Source organism: Vibrio vulnificus CMCP6 (assembly GCF_000039765.1).
GTDB lineage: Bacteria > Pseudomonadota > Gammaproteobacteria > Enterobacterales > Vibrionaceae > Vibrio > Vibrio vulnificus_B.
In genome coordinates, this window is the sequence record NC_004459.3 from 179,928 (window position 1) to 195,326 (window position 15,399).

Annotated in this window: 18 protein-coding genes; 9 read left to right on the plus strand and 9 right to left on the minus strand. The window is 45.4% G+C overall.

Annotation, left to right across the window (positions count from 1 at the left end; genetic code table 11):
* Window positions 1–24: 24 nt before the first annotated feature.
* Window positions 25–669 carry an adenylate kinase gene (gene adk, locus VV1_RS00880; RefSeq protein ID WP_011078303.1) on the minus strand — a complete coding sequence of 215 codons (645 nt, stop codon included), beginning with the start codon at window positions 667–669 and terminating at the stop codon, window positions 25–27.
* A 305-nt stretch (window positions 670–974) separates the two neighbouring features.
* Window positions 975–2,879 (minus strand): molecular chaperone HtpG, encoded by a 1,905-nt coding sequence (htpG, locus tag VV1_RS00885; protein ID WP_011078304.1) that lies wholly within the window; start codon window positions 2,877–2,879, stop codon window positions 975–977.
* 232 nt (window positions 2,880–3,111) lie between these two features.
* Here htpG and VV1_RS00890 point away from each other — a divergent pair, with 232 nt between their 5' ends.
* The 4 genes from VV1_RS00890 to VV1_RS00905 are packed head-to-tail and all read left to right on the plus strand — an operon-like array spanning window position 3,112 to window position 5,610.
* Window positions 3,112–3,984, plus strand: coding sequence for a winged helix-turn-helix domain-containing protein (locus VV1_RS00890; RefSeq protein WP_011078305.1), 873 nt, complete (start codon window positions 3,112–3,114; stop codon window positions 3,982–3,984).
* The gene (locus tag VV1_RS00895) at window positions 3,985–4,515 is read left to right on the plus strand and encodes a regulatory protein ToxS (RefSeq protein ID WP_011078306.1); all 531 of its coding nucleotides are present in this window, start codon (window positions 3,985–3,987) and stop codon (window positions 4,513–4,515) included.
* 51 nt (window positions 4,516–4,566) lie between these two features.
* The gene (locus tag VV1_RS00900) at window positions 4,567–5,322 is read left to right on the plus strand and encodes a sulfite exporter TauE/SafE family protein (RefSeq protein WP_011078307.1); all 756 of its coding nucleotides are present in this window, start codon (window positions 4,567–4,569) and stop codon (window positions 5,320–5,322) included.
* 9 nt (window positions 5,323–5,331) lie between these two features.
* Window positions 5,332–5,610, plus strand: coding sequence for an Rdx family protein (locus VV1_RS00905; protein WP_011078308.1), 279 nt, complete (start codon window positions 5,332–5,334; stop codon window positions 5,608–5,610).
* Window positions 5,611–5,645: 35 nt separating this feature from the next.
* Here VV1_RS00905 and yfcE read toward each other — a convergent pair whose 3' ends face one another.
* From yfcE to VV1_RS00930, 5 genes are read right to left on the minus strand one after another with little or no spacing between them, the layout of a single operon-like run.
* Window positions 5,646–6,197, minus strand: coding sequence for a phosphodiesterase (yfcE, locus tag VV1_RS00910; RefSeq protein ID WP_043920902.1), 552 nt, complete (start codon window positions 6,195–6,197; stop codon window positions 5,646–5,648).
* 46 nt (window positions 6,198–6,243) lie between these two features.
* Window positions 6,244–6,651 (minus strand): CBS domain-containing protein, encoded by a 408-nt coding sequence (locus VV1_RS00915; RefSeq protein ID WP_011078310.1) that lies wholly within the window; start codon window positions 6,649–6,651, stop codon window positions 6,244–6,246.
* Window positions 6,648–6,998, minus strand: a complete 351-nt coding sequence (locus VV1_RS00920) for a P-II family nitrogen regulator (RefSeq protein WP_013572243.1) — start codon at window positions 6,996–6,998, stop codon at window positions 6,648–6,650. The genes VV1_RS00915 and VV1_RS00920 overlap by 4 nt, the downstream gene beginning before the upstream one ends.
* Window positions 6,988–7,782, minus strand: coding sequence for a DUF1538 domain-containing protein (locus tag VV1_RS00925; protein WP_011078312.1), 795 nt, complete (start codon window positions 7,780–7,782; stop codon window positions 6,988–6,990). Before VV1_RS00925 ends, VV1_RS00920 begins: the two co-directional genes overlap by 11 nt.
* Window positions 7,779–8,513, minus strand: a complete 735-nt coding sequence (locus tag VV1_RS00930; RefSeq protein WP_011078313.1) for a DUF1538 domain-containing protein — start codon at window positions 8,511–8,513, stop codon at window positions 7,779–7,781. Before VV1_RS00930 ends, VV1_RS00925 begins: the two co-directional genes overlap by 4 nt.
* A gap of 213 nt (window positions 8,514–8,726) precedes the next feature.
* On the opposite strand from VV1_RS00930, the gene VV1_RS00935 reads away from it, so the two are divergent.
* From VV1_RS00935 to VV1_RS00955, 5 genes are all read left to right on the plus strand, one after another.
* Window positions 8,727–9,641: a TIGR01777 family oxidoreductase gene (locus VV1_RS00935; RefSeq protein WP_172665213.1), complete on the plus strand. Its 915-nt coding sequence runs from the start codon at window positions 8,727–8,729 to the stop codon at window positions 9,639–9,641.
* A 40-nt stretch (window positions 9,642–9,681) separates the two neighbouring features.
* Window positions 9,682–10,509: an SDR family oxidoreductase gene (locus VV1_RS00940; protein WP_011078315.1), complete on the plus strand. Its 828-nt coding sequence runs from the start codon at window positions 9,682–9,684 to the stop codon at window positions 10,507–10,509.
* A gap of 288 nt (window positions 10,510–10,797) precedes the next feature.
* On the plus strand, window positions 10,798–11,652 hold the full coding sequence (locus tag VV1_RS00945) for a co-chaperone YbbN (protein ID WP_011078316.1): 855 nt from the start codon (window positions 10,798–10,800) through the stop codon (window positions 11,650–11,652).
* Between the two features lie 163 nt (window positions 11,653–11,815).
* A complete protein-coding gene (locus tag VV1_RS00950) occupies window positions 11,816–12,739 on the plus strand; it encodes an SPFH domain-containing protein (RefSeq protein WP_011078317.1) in 924 nt (307 codons plus the stop codon).
* Between the two features lie 9 nt (window positions 12,740–12,748).
* A complete protein-coding gene (locus VV1_RS00955; RefSeq protein ID WP_011078318.1) occupies window positions 12,749–13,201 on the plus strand; it encodes an NfeD family protein in 453 nt (150 codons plus the stop codon).
* Window positions 13,202–13,334: 133 nt separating this feature from the next.
* On the opposite strand, the gene VV1_RS00960 is transcribed toward VV1_RS00955, so the two are convergent.
* Window positions 13,335–13,703: a DUF2799 domain-containing protein gene (locus VV1_RS00960; RefSeq protein ID WP_043920903.1), complete on the minus strand. Its 369-nt coding sequence runs from the start codon at window positions 13,701–13,703 to the stop codon at window positions 13,335–13,337.
* Between the two features lie 71 nt (window positions 13,704–13,774).
* Window positions 13,775–15,124: a hypothetical protein gene (locus VV1_RS00965; RefSeq protein WP_011078320.1), complete on the minus strand. Its 1,350-nt coding sequence runs from the start codon at window positions 15,122–15,124 to the stop codon at window positions 13,775–13,777.
* Window positions 15,125–15,399 lie beyond the last annotated feature (275 nt).

A 15,399-nucleotide genomic window follows, 5' to 3' on the forward strand; every position in this document is an offset into this window, starting at 1 on the left:
ACGGTTGATAATAGGTATTACCTATTATGCTAATGCCTTCTCGATATCAGCACTCACTTGAGCAACTTGCTTAGTACCATCAAATTTTAGGTACTTCGTGTTGCCTTCTGCGGCTTCTTTACCGTAGTACTCGATAAGTGGTGCAGTTTGTGAGTGGTAAACACCTAAACGAGCGCGTACGGTTTCTTCTTTGTCGTCGTCACGAACAACAAGATCTTCACCTGTTACGTCGTCTTTACCTTCCACTTTAGGTGGGTTGTAAACAACGTGGTAAGTACGACCTGAAGGCAGGTGCGCACGACGGCCAGCCATACGCTCAACGATCACATCGTCAGCAACGTCAAACTCGATAACGTAATCAACTGCCACACCCATCTCTTTAAGACCGTCAGCTTGTGGGATCGTACGTGGGAAACCATCCAATAGGAAACCTTTCGCACAATCTTCTTGAGCAATACGCTCTTTGATTAGACCAAGAATGATTTCATCAGAAACTAGCTGACCAGCGTCGATAACAGCTTTTGCTTGTTTACCAAGCTCAGTACCTGCTTTGATAGCAGCACGTAGCATGTCACCAGTAGAGATTTGTGGAATACCATACTTCTCCATGATGAATTGAGCCTGTGTGCCTTTACCTGCACCTGGAGCACCTAGAAGAATGATGCGCATGTTGAATCCTCTTTCGATTATGATGATTTATACCGAAGCTCACTGCCTACTGGGCTATGCCCCACGGTAAGTTTCGGTATAAGTGTTCTTCAAATTGACAATAAAACAGGCGTGCACATTACACGCCCGATGATTTTGTTTCAAGTCGGCATTCTAACACACTATTTCTCGTTCTAGAGTCAGTTAAGACTAAAGAATGTTCAAGCTCTCACAAATCGCTTTGGAAACCATCATTTTTTTGCATGTTGAATGCCGATACATACAAAAAGCCCGCAAATGCGAGCTTTTTGGTGATTTTAGCCTTATTAGCCCTTAGTCAAAAGCGAGTTAATGGCCGTTAAGAACTGGCTAGGATCTTCCATTGAGCCACGCTCTGCAAGCATTGCTTGACCCAGTAATACCTCTACCCAGCGGCCAAACGCTTCTTCATCCGTCTCATCCGCCATTTGCTTAACAAGCGTATGATTTGGGTTGATCTCAAAAATGTACTTCACTTCAGGAACAGCCTGCCCTGCTGCCGCCAGTAGCTTCGCCATCTGTGTGCCCATTTCGAAATCATCGGTCACCACCACCGCTGGGGTATTCGCTAGCTTAAAGGTGGTACGCACCTCTTTCACACGATCACCCAAGTAGCTCTTGGTGCGCTCAACCACGGACTGGAACTCTTGTTCCGTTTCTTTCTGCTTCTCTTTCTCTTGCTCATCTTCAAATTGGCTAAGATCAAGGCCCGCTTTCGTGATTGACTGGAACTGCTTACCATCAAACTCTGTTAGGTAGTTCATCAACCATTCGTCAATACGGTCAAACATTAAGATAACTTCAAGACCTTTGGCTTTAAACTGCTCTAGGTGAGGGCTGTTTTTCGCTGCCGCATAGCTGTCTGCTGTGAGGTAGTAGATCTTGTCTTGGCCTTCTTTCATGCGCTCAACATAAGACTCAAGAGAAACGGTCTGCTCTGCAGAGTCCACTTCTGTCGAGGCAAAGCGTAACAACGACGCCACTTTCTCGCGGTTGGCGTAATCTTCGGCTGGACCCTCCTTCATCACCAAACCAAATTCTTTCCAGAAAGTTTGGTATTTATCTGTGTCATTTTTCGCCAAGCGCTCGAGCATGGTTAAAACACGTTTAGTGCACGCACCGCGTAGCGATTGAGTCACCTTGTTGTCTTGCAAGATCTCGCGAGAGACGTTGAGCGGCAGATCGTTGGAGTCAATCAAACCGCGGACAAAACGCAAGTAAGATGGCATAAATTGCTCAGCGTCATCCATGATGAAAACGCGCTGAACATAGAGTTTAAGACCAGATTTATGGTCACGGTTCATCATATCCCAAGGCGCTTTCGATGGAATATAAAGGAGGCTGGTATAGTCGTTTTTGCCTTCTACTCGGTTGTGACTCCAAAGTAATGGGTCAGCAAAATCGTGAGAGACATGCTTGTAAAACTCTTGATACTCTTCGTCTGAGATATCGGATTTATTGCGCGTCCAAAGTGCTTGGGCTTTATTGATTTGCTCCCACTTCACTTCTTCTGTTTCTTTGCCTTCTTCATCGCGAACACGGGTTTGAATAGAAACAGGAATGCCAATGTGATCGGAATACTTACCAATCACATCACGTAAACGCCATTCGTTGAGGAACTCTTTGCCGTCTTCACGCATGTGCAGAATAATATCAGTACCACGTGATTCTTTGGTAATGTCTTCAACGGTGTATTCACCTTCACCTGCAGAATGCCAAAGTACCGCTTGGTCTGCGCTAAGACCCGCCGCTCGAGTTCGTACCGTCACTGCATCAGCCACAATGAAGGCTGAATAGAAACCAACACCAAACTGACCAATCAGCTGAGAATCTTTTGATTGCTCTTGAGATAGTTTAGAGAAAAACTCCGCCGTACCAGATTTGGCAATGGTGCCCAAATGCGAAATCACCTCTTCGCGGCTCATACCAATCCCGTTATCGGAAATCGTCAGCGTGTTATGTTCTTCGTTAAAAGAAAGCTTCACGCCCAATTCTGCATCATTTTCATAAAGAGCAGGATTGGACAACGCTTGAAAACGCAGTTTATCGGCTGCGTCGGAGGCGTTGGAGATCAACTCACGTAGGAAGATTTCTTTATTGGAATACAGTGAGTGGATCATCAGATGGAGAAGTTGTTTTACCTCTGACTGAAAGCCACGAGTTTCTTTGTTATTTGCTACTGTCTCGTTCATTTTCACTCCAAAGTTCTCTAATTGGGTGGGAAATCAATCGCTTGTTACGTAACATATGGCTGACAAATGTAAATTCAAGGTCAATTGTGGTAAAAACGCTGTTTTTTTAGATAAATTTAATTATCCTATTGAGCTAAATACATCTAAAGAAGCATAAGAGATGTTGGTCTAAGCGCTTGTTGCGCAAATAAGCACCAAAAAACGCTGAATCATCGATATAAAGAAGAACCTCATGAGTAATATCGGCACTAAGTTTGTAATCGCACAGCGATTTGTTTTCGATCCTAACAGCAACACATTACTTGATCAGGCTGTCAACAATGAAGTGACTCGATTAGGTAGCAATGAAAGTCGAATTTTACTTCTGTTATCAGAAAAACCTAACGAGGTATTAACTCGTAACGAGTTGCATGAGTTTGTTTGGCGCGAACAAGGTTTCGAAGTCGATGATTCCAGCCTAACTCAAGCGATTTCTACCTTACGCAAAATGCTCAAAGACTCTACAAAGTCCCCTGAGTTTGTGAAAACGGTTCCAAAACGTGGTTATCAGTTGATCTGTTCGGTTGAGCGCATTAACCCGCTCCTGTCAGATTCAACCAACAACGTGAATGACGCAGCTTCTGAAGCATTAGATCAAGAAGAATTAGAAAACGAAATCAGTACTGACGCGGTTCAAACATCCTCGTCAGAAATTGGTAGAGATGTCGCGCATAATGCTGGCACGTCAACAAAGATGGCCGCGTCACAAAAAAATTGGCTAATTAAAGGGCTATTCTTGTTAGCCGCACTGCTGCCACTTTGCGTTGTCTTGCTCACCAATCCGTCGGAGTCTAAGTTCCGTTTACTGGAAAATGTCAATGGTGTGGAAGTGCTCACTCCACTGAATCATCCACCATTACAAGCTTGGATGCCTTCTATTAGGCAGTGTGTTAATAAGTATGCAGAAACGCATACTGGCGATTCTGCTCCAGTAAAAGTGATCGCGACAGGTGGCCAGGGTAATCAGTTGATCCTCAATTACATCCACACACTTCCACATTCAAACGAGAACGTGACGCTGAGAATTTTCTCAGAACAAAACGATCTTGGCTCTATCTGTAAATAAATGAGGTGCACAATGAAACTTCGAATTGCTTCTGTTGTTTTGGCTGCATCGGCTGTGTTTAGTGGGTGGCTTTATTGGGGTAGCGACCTCAAAGTTGAGCAGGTTTTGACTTCCAAAGAGTGGCAGTCCTATATGGTGACGGTCATCACGGATGATCTGCAAAATGAAGGTTCCGTCGGACCGCTGCGCAAAGTCACTTTAACGTCGAACGTTAAGTATCTGCCCAATGGCAATTACGTGCGCGTTTCGGTGTTGAAGCTTTACTCAAATGAGTCCTCTCAAGAGGTAGTGATCAACATTTCTGAATCAGGCACTTGGGACGTCAGCGACAATTATCTGCTGGTGACGGCAAAAGAGTTTAAAGACATCTCTTCTTCGCAATCAAAAGATTTCAGTGATGCCCAACTCAAACTCATCACGAAAGTGTTCAAAATGGATGCACAACAAAGCCGTCGCATCGACATCGTCAATGACCAAACATTATTGCTGACCAGCCTAAACCACGGCTCATCAGTACTGTTTTCCAACTGACGATCGTTTAGTCATCGAATAAGGGAGCGGGATGCTCCCTTTGGTGTATATATGGATTGGATTTCAACACTGTTTCTCTTCTTCGGCTCTCTAATTGCCAACACACTCGCCTCTCTTGCTGGCGGAGGTGCAGGTTTGCTGCAATTTCCTCTGCTCATTTTTCTTGGCTTGCCATTTGGTGTGGCGCTAGCGACCCACAAACTGGCCAGTGTTGCCTTAGGGGTTGGTGCCGCCTATAGCCACTTTCGTTCAGGTAAAATTCCACTATCGGTGGCTGCCTATTTGGTTTTCACCGGCAGCATTGGCGTTGTGATTGGCGCTCACTTAGTGTTAATGATCCCAAGCGACATTGCAGAAATACTGTTGGGTACGATGATCCTTGCTCTGGGTATTTACTCGCGTTTCAAAAAGCAATTAGGTCAACACGAGCAACCTCGTAATAGGCATCTTCAAGGTTGGCTATTCGGAGGCATTGGCCTGATGCTCATCGGGGTGATCAATGGCTCGTTGACTGCGAGCTCTGGCTTATTAGTGACCTTGTTTTTGGTCCGTTGGTTTGGTTACGATTACAAGCAAGCCGTTGCTCTTACGCTAATATGCGTCGGTTTCTTTTGGAACGGTATTGGTGGTATTGCAGTAGTGCAAGCTGGCGCACCTGTTCATTGGCCTTGGCTACCCATTCTTCTCGCAAGCTCTTTTTTGGGTGGCGCACTTGGCGCATGGATGACGAATCGCTACAGTAATCGAACGGTAAAAATTGCCTTTGAATTGCTGACTTTTGCCGTTGGGCTCAAATTGTTATTTTAAGGATTGACGATGCTCAAAGCGAAAATTGAGATCTATTACTGCCGCCAGTGTAACTGGATGCTTCGCTCGACTTGGTTGAGCCAAGAGTTATTGCATACATTCAGTGAGGAGATTGCCTCTATTACCCTCTATCCCGATACTGGTGGGCGTTTTGAGATCCACTGCAACGATGAGCTGATTTGGGAGAGAAAGCGAGATGGTGGTTTTCCTGAAGCAAAAGAGCTCAAACAAAGAGTCCGCGATATCATCGCCCCCGAAAGGGATCTTGGTCACGTTGACAAAAAATAAGGCAGTGGTGACTGCCTTATTTGACGTGCTGGATTTTAGCCACCAATTTGGCAGGAGTGTAACAGCTCACCTTGTAATGAAATGACGGACAAGGTGCCATTTTCAAAGAGGCCATAGCTAGCCAGTTGATTTTCCCGAGGAAAAGTCACAGAGCCCGGATTAAAAACGACGATCTCCCCTTGCGGCTCCGCTAGCGCTACATGGCTATGCCCATGCGCCAAAATATCCCCGGCTTTCAACGCAGGTTGTTGTTTGGCATTGTACAGATGACCATGAGTGAGAAAGAGTCGAGCGCCTGATTCAAGCAATACCCAACTGTAATCCATCATCATTGGAAAAGAGAGCAACATCTGATCCACTTCACTATCGCAATTGCCTCTGACCGCGATAATTTGGTTGGCGTACTGATTTAATTTCTCAGCCACTTGAGGTGGATTATAAGACGAAGGAACAGGGTTCCTTGGTCCATGATTGAGTATGTCCCCCAGTAAAATGAGGTGATCCGCTCCTGATTGTTCAAATAACGCCAATGTTTGCTCTGTCGCCTCTAGGCTGCCATGCAAATCCGAAGCAAAAAATAATTTCACAAGCACTTCCCCCTAAAAATACTAGGGTATTCTAACGCTGCAAAGACTACTCGTCATCCCGAGCCATGGCATTGATCACAATATTGTTGTAGCTGACCATACCAATCACTTCACCATTCTCAATCACTGGTGCTCGGCTAATGCCAAAACGCTCAAACAAACGTGCGCAGTATTTTACGTTCATATCCGGCGAAACACACAACGCAGGCTTGGTCATGATTTCATAAATATTGGTGCGATTGGGCGAGCGATTTTTTGCCAGAACTTTTTTGGCGATATCGTTCATCAAAACGATACCGAATTCATCATCCTCGTGACGCTTATTCACCACCAGCGCTTTCACCTGATGTGCGCGTGCCAGTGTGATCCCTTGGTGCACCGTCGTAAGGCCATCCACCACGACAAAGGTGTTGGCCATTACGTCTCTCACTCGAATTTTATCATGGCTATTCATATTTCATCCTCAACCACTTTGGTCAACTTGGCAACTTGATGCGCCACACCTACGGCATCTTCTATGTCGATTTGAATGGCGATTCCTTGCCCAGATTCGGTATCAAACTCCCCTACTTCACTGATGGTTTCCAATATATGTCGCGATAAGTGCTCCTCAACCACGAACAGTACGACATCTTTCTGCACTTCCAGCGTGAGGCCAAAAAAAGTGCGTTTTTGATTCAAACCTTGACCGCGCGCGTTGTTAATCACGGTCGCTCCAGTAGCCCCCGCTTCTCGCGCAGCATCCAACACCACATCCGTTTTACTGTCTTCCACGAATGCTAGAATCAATTTAAATCGCATCATCATCCTCCTGTGACGAATAGCGGCGATTGAACCACTGCGTTATTTGCGCGTAGCCCATCACAGATATCATCGGAAAAAGGCTGGCAAAAGCAATTAAGCCAAACCCATCAATTAATGGGCTTCTGCCAGGTACGGTTGAAGCAAGCCCAAGCCCTAGCGCGGCAACCAACGGCACTGTCACGGTGGATGTAGTCACACCACCAGAATCATAAGCTAAGGGGATAATCATTCTTGGGGCAAAGTAGGTTTGAATGACCACAATAATGTAGCCAGCAATAATGTAGTAATGGATGGGATCACCGACGACAATTCGGTAGCTGCCAAGGGCGATGCCCACTGCCACCCCAATGGCAACAGCCACGCGCAGCCCCGTTACGCCGATACTGCCGCCTGAAACTTGGTTAGCTTTGATGGCGACAGCAATAAGAGAAGGCTCTGCAATGGTAGTGCTAAAGCCGATAAAAAACGCAAACAGATACACCCAGTAGTAATCCACCCATTGCAACTGCTGACCTAAACTGATTCGCACTGCTTGTAGAAATGCAGGCTCCGTCAGTTGTATCGCCATCGTCTCACCCAATGGAAAAAGTGCGAGATCCAAGCCAATCAAAAATAAGGCTAAACCAATGATCACGTAACCAAAACCAAGCAACACTTTCAATGGATTGGTAATTGGCTTGCGTAAAATGGCAAATTGAAAGCCAAAAATGATCACCGCTATGGGGACAACATCCAATACGGTGGTGGTTAAAGTGTCGGTAAAGCGTTCGAACTCAATCATGCCACCACCATGCCGTAGATCATGACGAACATCATGGGCAATAAGGAGGCAAACGCAATTAAGCCAAAACCATCAATCATCGGGTTTCGCCCCTTAATGGATGAAGCGAGCCCCACCCCCAACGCCGTCACAAGGGGAACAGTGATGGTCGACGTCGTGACGCCTCCCGAATCGTATGCGATGCCGATAATGGTTTCCGGAGCAAACCCCGTCAGCACCACCACGCCAATGTAGCCACCAATAATCAAATAGTGAATCGGCCAACCTTTTAAGATGCGCAGTACGCCAAGTACTATCGCAGCCCCAACTGACAACGCTACGGTTAAACGCAAGCCGTTGGCATACTCTTCCATAGAGTCTTCTGTATGGGCGATCATGCCGCCTTCCGCCGCGACTTCTGCCGCTTCATTGGCGACCGCGGTCAAGGCGGGCTCTGCGATCGTCGTACCAAAACCAAGACAAAACGCAAAAACCATCAACCAAAACACACTGCCTTTTCTCGCAAAAGCTTGCGCCATCGATTCACCAATGGGAAAGAGCCCCATTTCTAACCCAAAGATAAAAAAGGTCAAACCGAGGATCACAAGAACAAGACCAAAGCCGATGGACAAAATATTGGGTAATGGCTCTTTGAGTACAACGATTTGAAAGAAAACAATCACCACAACAATGGGCAACAAATCTCTCGCACTTGCCGCAAACGCTTTAAGTAACGCTATGATTGCATTCATCCGCTGTCCTTAGTGTGATTGTCCTTGTTGTAATCATTGCAGAGTTTTTTTCGTTGCGATGTGATTCGTGTGAAAAGCACAGTAATAATTGGTTACATTTTGACAGGAATGTGACCTTACTCAGAAACAAGGGCAAGATGAACCATTGAACTATCATAGGGTTGGCTGCGTACTTATCTGTGCCATATACTAAATGCAGGTATGGAGGCGTGCATGAAAATACTATTGACTGGTGGAACAGGTTTTATCGGTTCGGAACTGCTGAAAACTTTGTCTTCTCATCAGATCCTACTGCTCACTCGTAACATCGAAGCGGCAAAGAATAGTCTGAGTTTTGCAGACTTAGGCAACATTCAATATCTTGATGACCTCTCTTCTCTGCAAGATTTGAACGATATCGATGCCGTGATTAATTTGGCTGGCGAACCTATCGCCGACAAACGCTGGAGTGCAGCGCAGAAAAAAGCCATCTGCGACAGTCGATGGCAAATGACCGAAGCTTTGGTCGAGCTGATTCACGCCAGTGCTAAACCCCCAGCCGTTTTTATCAGCGGATCGGCGGTAGGTTACTATGGCGATCAACAAGCTCATCCATTTGATGAGTGTTTGCACGTTCACAGCGCCGGATTTACTCATACGGTTTGCGCTCATTGGGAGCAAATTGCTAAGCGGGCGCAATCAGACCTGACGCGTGTTTGCTTATTGCGCACTGGCGTGGTTCTAGCCCCTCACGGGGGGGCACTCAAAAAAATGTTAATGCCCTACCAATTTGGCTTAGGCGGCCCTATTGGCAGTGGCAAGCAATACCTACCTTGGATACACCTGCAAGATATGGTGAGAGCGATTGTTTTTCTTCTCGAAACACCTCACGCTCAAGGTGAATACAACGTCTGTGCACCGCATCCGGTAAGCAATAAAGAGTTTAGCCGCGCCTTGGCCAAATCCCTTCATCGTCCTCATGTTCTCTGGACGCCCAAGTGGGTGATGAAACTCATGATGGGAGAATCGTCTTGCCTGCTATTTGATAGCATTCGTGCCAAGCCAAAACGCTTGACCGAACTTGGCTTTACGTTCCACTTTTCTCGAATTGAACCCGCTTTAAATCACTTATTGAAAGCCAAACACTGACTCTCAAGCGGTTAACATCGAATTTATTTAAGGACTAATCATGACCAAATGGGTCTTAATCACAGGCTGCTCGAGTGGTATTGGGTACGTCTGTGCGCACGCACTGCAAAAAAGCGGCTTTGAAGTCATTGCTTCTTGTCGAAATCTCCGTGATGTTGAGCGCTTGCAAAGCGAAGGACTCACGTGCATTCAACTCGATTTAGCCGATAGCAACAGCATTTCTCTTGCCGTTCAACAAGCCCTAGAGATCAGCGACGGGCAACTCTATGGGCTTTTTAACAATGGTGCCTATGGACAACCTGGTGCACTGGAGGATCTCCCCACTGACGCATTGAGAGCCCAGTTTGAAAGCAACTTTTTTGGTTGGCATCAATTGGTACGTGAAATATTACCGATCATGAGAAAGAACAAGCAGGGGCGCATTGTGCAAAATAGCTCCGTGTTAGGATTCGCTGCGATGAAATATCGCGGAGCCTATAACGCCTCTAAATTCGCGATTGAAGGTTGGAGCGACACCCTCAGGCTTGAGCTCGATGGCACGAATATTCACATTGCCATCCTCGAACCGGGTCCGATCGAAACCCGTTTTCGTTACAACGCACTGCAAGCCTTTTTGCAATGTATTGATATTGAAAACAGCCCTCACCGAGAGAGCTACTTGGCGCAAAAAGACCGCCTAGAGAATACCAACTCGAAGAGCAGTTTCGTCTTACCTGCAGAGTCTTGTATTGAGCCAGTGTTGCACGCGCTAACCAGTCAGAAACCGAAAATACGTTACCGAGTGACCACGCCAACTAAGCTGTTTGCTGTATTCAAACGGATTCTACCAACGCGCTGGCTAGATGAAATATTAAAAAGAGCGGCGTAATTTATTGCTGATAATGTAATCAATTCGTCACAAATGGATGATAATTTACTCATCACCACAAAATCTCGGTCATTTTCACTGCTAACAAAACGAGCACCTAGTTCATGTCATTAAATCAATTAAACTGGCTAAGTGTGGGTGTGGTGCTGACAATATTTATACTTATTTAGGCACTTTCGCTTGCCACTCGACAAAACGCTGCACTCTGCAGCGTTTTTTGTGCTTGAAAAACCAGGCTCTCTACCCAATATCTTGTTGAGATAAGACTGTCTTGATAAGGATCCCAAAATGCAATCTCCATACATTGTTGATATCAATGAGCAAAATTTTCGTGAAATCATCGAACGCTCAACACAAACACCAATAGTGGTACATTTTTGGGCAAATGCTTATCCTGAGAGCACCGAACATCTCCCTGCTCTCCGCCAACTCGCCCAGCAATATCAAGGCGCGTTTGTCTTAGCGCTACTCGATTGTGAACAACAAGGCCCCATCGCCGCACAGTTTGGCGTACAAGTGTTACCAACCACCGCATTGTTCATCAATGGGCAAGCAGTCGATGGTTTAGGTGGTCCTCATCCGTTGGAAAAAATTCAGGCCATGCTTGACAAACACTTACCATCACAAGATGAGTTGCTGTTGAAAGAGATCAACGAGTTTATCCAGCAATCTCGCCATACTGAGGCGTTGGAGAAAATCGCGTTGTTGTCTGAGGCCATCGCACAACGAGGTGATGTCAAGTTGGCTCACGCCAATTGCTTATTAGAGCTTCATCAACTCGACTTAGCAGAGCAACTACTGTCAAGCATCCCCTTAGAATATCAGGACAATTACTATAAAGGCTTGATCGCGAAACTCGACCTACAAAAACAGGCCTCCAACAGCCCGGAGATCCAAAAACTGGAGCAGCAACACCAAGCGAATCCAGAAGATCACACTATCACCTGTGAGCTAGCGATCCAGTATCAGCAAGTCGGTAGAGAAGAGGAAGCGCTGGCGCTACTCTGGTCACAATTGAAAGTTAATTTAAGCATTGGCGATGGTGAAGTACGTAAAACCTTCATGGATATTCTTTCCGCATTAGGACAAGGAAATGCTGTAGCCAGTCGCTACCGTCGACAACTCTACTCCATCCTTTACTAAATTAGCTTCAACTTACTATCAAATCAATTACTTAAGGCTGGTTTAATCCGGCCTTTATTCTGTCAGAAACTGGCGTCAATTCGCATTTATTACATTGTTTTACTTATCATTCTGCGCAAAAATAAACCAATTGCATATCTTATTTATTCAGAAGGATGGAATTATGCCAATTGACTCGTTAGTCACTATCGCGGTACTCGTTTTTGTTGCGATTACCTTTATTGCCTCAGCAGTAAAAACCGTACCACAAGGACACAACTGGACGGTGGAACGCTTTGGTCGCTACACTCAAACACTCAAACCAGGTCTTAACCTGATCGTCCCTTTCATCGATCGTATCGGCCACAAAATCAATATGATGGAACAGGTTCTCGATATCCCTGCTCAAGAAGTTATTTCTAAGGATAACGCTAACGTGGTGATCGATGCTGTCTGTTTTGTCCAGGTCATTGATGCAGCCAAAGCCGCTTATGAAGTCAGTGAGCTACAACATGCCATCCGCAACCTCACCCTCACCAACATGCGTACGGTATTAGGTTCTATGGAGCTGGATGAAATGTTGAGCCAGCGCGATATGATCAACACCAAACTGCTGTCAATTGTTGACCAAGCGACCAATCCTTGGGGGGTCAAAGTCACACGTATCGAAATTAAAGACGTTCAACCACCAGCAGATCTTACCGCAGCGATGAACGCACAAATGAAAGCGGAACGTAACAAGCGCGCGGAAGTGCTAGAAGCCGAAGGGGTGCGCCAAGCTCAAATTCTACGCGCAGAGGGTCAAAAGCAATCTGAAATCCTCAAAGCAGAAGGGGAAAAACAAGCTGCGATTTTGCAAGCAGAAGCCCGTGAACGTGCGGCTGAAGCAGAAGCAAAAGCGACAGCAATGGTTTCTGACGCTATCGCCAAAGGTGACATGCAAGCAGTGAATTACTTCATTGCACAAGGCTATACTGAAGCATTGAAGACCATTGGCCAAGCCGAAAATGGGAAAATCATCATGCTCCCACTTGAGGCTTCTGGCCTAATGGGTTCAATTGCTGGTATTGCTGAAATGTTCAAGCAAAGCGGCGATTCACAAAAATAAGGAGGCGCTGTGATTGAGTTATTAGATGGCATCAATCACTGGCATTGGCTAGCTCTCGGGCTAGCCTTATTGGCAGTGGAATTGTTGGGCACCGCAGGTTACTTTCTTTGGCTTGGTTTGTCGGCTTTACTGGTTGGTCTGTTGCTGTCTCTTATCCCTATGAGTTGGCAACTGCAGTGGAGCGCGTTCGCAGTGTTCTCACTCGTGACGACTTGGCTTTGGTGGCGCAAACAGCTTGCAAAAGATCAGCAAGATGATTCATCACGCGATCTTAATCAGAAGCAAAAACAACTGGTTGGCCAAGAAATTATTCTAAAAGAGGATATCCATGCTGGCATGAATCGAATTCAAGTGGCAGACACCACTTGGTCAGCACATTCCGATATTGATATTCCAGCAGGCAGTAAAATTAAAATTATCGCCTTAGATGGAATTGTGTTGAAGGTTGAAGTGAGCGCTTAGCTGTTAATAGCGTGGACAGTTTGAGGCCTTATTTTCCCAGAGAGCCTCTTTCTGTACTCAAGTAATATTGCTAACAAATGACAAACACAATGTGTTACTGAACGATCGCCACGTCAAAGCTCTGTAACTTTATCTAACGAAAACGATAGAAATCTGCACCCAAGAAGGCATCCCATCCTCTTTGCCATTCCGCTTTAATCATCGCCTCATTCGCATACGCACTACATTGTCCCGTGTAGCGAATCCCTCTAATGCCTTTTTCAAAAGCATGAAAAGGGTCGCAGTATTCTTTCTTCCCTTTTTCATACCCCTGAATATATGCATTCTGCTCAAAGGGAACTTTTTCCTTAATTGCACTTAGTGACTCTGACTCTTGTTGATAACCATGAACGCCAAATCGATATCCTTGATTAAACCAAAACTCTTCCGAAGTCATTGGCGTAGAGGATGTACAACCAGTAATAGATGCGAAACACAGTGCTGCCAAACTATAATTTTTCATGTTGCCTCCTAGAAAAGAAAAAAGCCGAGCACTTAGTGCTCAGCTTATTAGGCAGTTATACTCGGTTCAACTTATTTTACGTTGAAAGGAATCGCTAGAATCAACTTGAAATCAGTCTCATCTTGGAACGCGTTTGCATAACCAGTCCAGTTTGGAGCGTCAGAATCATTGAAGTATTGAGTGTAGTGGAATGCTACAGTCGCATCTTTCAATGCACCAGCTTGAATTGCGTAGTTAGCAAACATACTGTACGCGTATTCTGTTAGATCATCGTAGCCTGCAACTGAAGCACCAGTACCAAGAGCAGCACTCACACCAGCACTAAACCCTGTGCCGCCAATATCAGAAAAGTCACGAGATACAGAACCGAAAACTGCTAGCTCTTCATGATGGTTAAAGTCTGAACGGTTGTTCCACCAAATTTCATATGCACCATTTGAGCCGCCGTAACCTGCTGTAGGACGGTATGCAAACCAGTTTCCATCTTCGTCAGCAGAAGTATAGGTTGCTTCAGCACGGAAAGAATAAGCACCAGCAGAGAAGCTAGACAAAAACGCCAACTGGTAGCCTAGATCATCATTTGTATATTGGTTTTCATCTTGAACGATATAAAGTTGTGGAGACCAGTAGAAGCCACCATCAGTTGTGCCTTTCACTTTAAAGTGAGCCGTTGTACGCTCATCCAACTTAGAAAGAGCACCGTCTAGGCTAATGCCGTTATCTAAAGTATAACGAGCACCTAGAGAGAACAAAATCTCATCATCGCCGTCAACACCTTTGAAAGCGTCAGTTTCTTTATACCAAGGCGCTTTGTATTCATCAGCAACCACGAAACCTAAATCAAGCTTGCCGAATGTACCACCAATTTCACCGCCACGGTAAGTACCAGGAGCAAACGACCAGTTTACACCTAAACCGCTTGCAACTGATGGCTGGAAGTAACCTAGTTTAGCGCGTACATTATCACCAAACTTAAACTTAGCAGCTGCTGTTGCAAAAGAAACACCACCTTTTTCTAGGTTGTTCCAACAACCAGCAGACGCAGGACCATCACAGTCAAGGAAGTTCATTTCATGACCAGCACCAACTGAATCATTCCACATATCCCAAGTGCTATAGATAACGAAATCCGCACCAACGACATCATTAACGTAACCCGAATTAAAACCGAGGTTGATAAACAAGCTGCCGTGGTTCAGGTTTGTCTCTTTCTTAGTATCGTTACCGTTTGCATCAACGTTGCCGCGATCACGAGCACGCATCCACATGTTAAAGTTACCGCTGATGGTTGATTCAGCAAAAAACTCAGAAACCTCACCAGCATACTGTGGACCTACTTGGTCCGCTGCTGAAGCTGGAGCTGCTGCGATTGCGCCTACCATTGCTGCAGTTATGGCAGATACTTTAAAAAATTTGTCCATGGAAAAACTCCTAAAAATGGATATAGCTGTATTTTTTCATTCTCACCTTTAGTTGGCCGCCGAAGGGAGAAATCATTTCCTACGAAAAAACCTAATTAATCCTAATTTTGGTTTTTTTATTTCCTGCATACACCGTGTGTATCCATGGCTCATAGACTAACTTCGCAGCGTAAAACATCCAATAGGAACTTATTTTTTTTCTAAAAAAATATGAGCAAGCCCAAACTTCCTCAAATCAACATGATCTAGATCTTATTTTCCACCCAAAGCAGAAG

Excerpts from the sequence above, each read along its gene's own strand:
- adk (WP_011078303.1), bottom strand. The coding sequence starts at position 669 with ATGCGCATCATTCTTCTAGGTGCTCCAGGTGCAGGTAAAGGCACACAG.
- htpG (WP_011078304.1), bottom strand. The coding sequence starts at position 2,879 with ATGAACGAGACAGTAGCAAATAACAAAGAAACTCGTGGCTTTCAGTCA.
- VV1_RS00890 (WP_011078305.1), top strand. The coding sequence starts at position 3,112 with ATGAGTAATATCGGCACTAAGTTTGTAATCGCACAGCGATTTGTTTTC.
- VV1_RS00895 (WP_011078306.1), top strand. The coding sequence starts at position 3,985 with ATGAGGTGCACAATGAAACTTCGAATTGCTTCTGTTGTTTTGGCTGCA.
- VV1_RS00900 (WP_011078307.1), top strand. The coding sequence starts at position 4,567 with ATGGATTGGATTTCAACACTGTTTCTCTTCTTCGGCTCTCTAATTGCC.
- VV1_RS00905 (WP_011078308.1), top strand. The coding sequence starts at position 5,332 with ATGCTCAAAGCGAAAATTGAGATCTATTACTGCCGCCAGTGTAACTGG.
- VV1_RS00915 (WP_011078310.1), bottom strand. The coding sequence starts at position 6,651 with ATGAATAGCCATGATAAAATTCGAGTGAGAGACGTAATGGCCAACACC.
- VV1_RS00920 (WP_013572243.1), bottom strand. The coding sequence starts at position 6,998 with ATGCGATTTAAATTGATTCTAGCATTCGTGGAAGACAGTAAAACGGAT.
- VV1_RS00925 (WP_011078312.1), bottom strand. The coding sequence starts at position 7,782 with ATGATTGAGTTCGAACGCTTTACCGACACTTTAACCACCACCGTATTG.
- VV1_RS00930 (WP_011078313.1), bottom strand. The coding sequence starts at position 8,513 with ATGAATGCAATCATAGCGTTACTTAAAGCGTTTGCGGCAAGTGCGAGA.
- VV1_RS00935 (WP_172665213.1), top strand. The coding sequence starts at position 8,727 with ATGAAAATACTATTGACTGGTGGAACAGGTTTTATCGGTTCGGAACTG.
- VV1_RS00940 (WP_011078315.1), top strand. The coding sequence starts at position 9,682 with ATGACCAAATGGGTCTTAATCACAGGCTGCTCGAGTGGTATTGGGTAC.
- VV1_RS00945 (WP_011078316.1), top strand. The coding sequence starts at position 10,798 with ATGCAATCTCCATACATTGTTGATATCAATGAGCAAAATTTTCGTGAA.
- VV1_RS00950 (WP_011078317.1), top strand. The coding sequence starts at position 11,816 with ATGCCAATTGACTCGTTAGTCACTATCGCGGTACTCGTTTTTGTTGCG.
- VV1_RS00960 (WP_043920903.1), bottom strand. The coding sequence starts at position 13,703 with ATGAAAAATTATAGTTTGGCAGCACTGTGTTTCGCATCTATTACTGGT.
- VV1_RS00965 (WP_011078320.1), bottom strand. The coding sequence starts at position 15,124 with ATGGACAAATTTTTTAAAGTATCTGCCATAACTGCAGCAATGGTAGGC.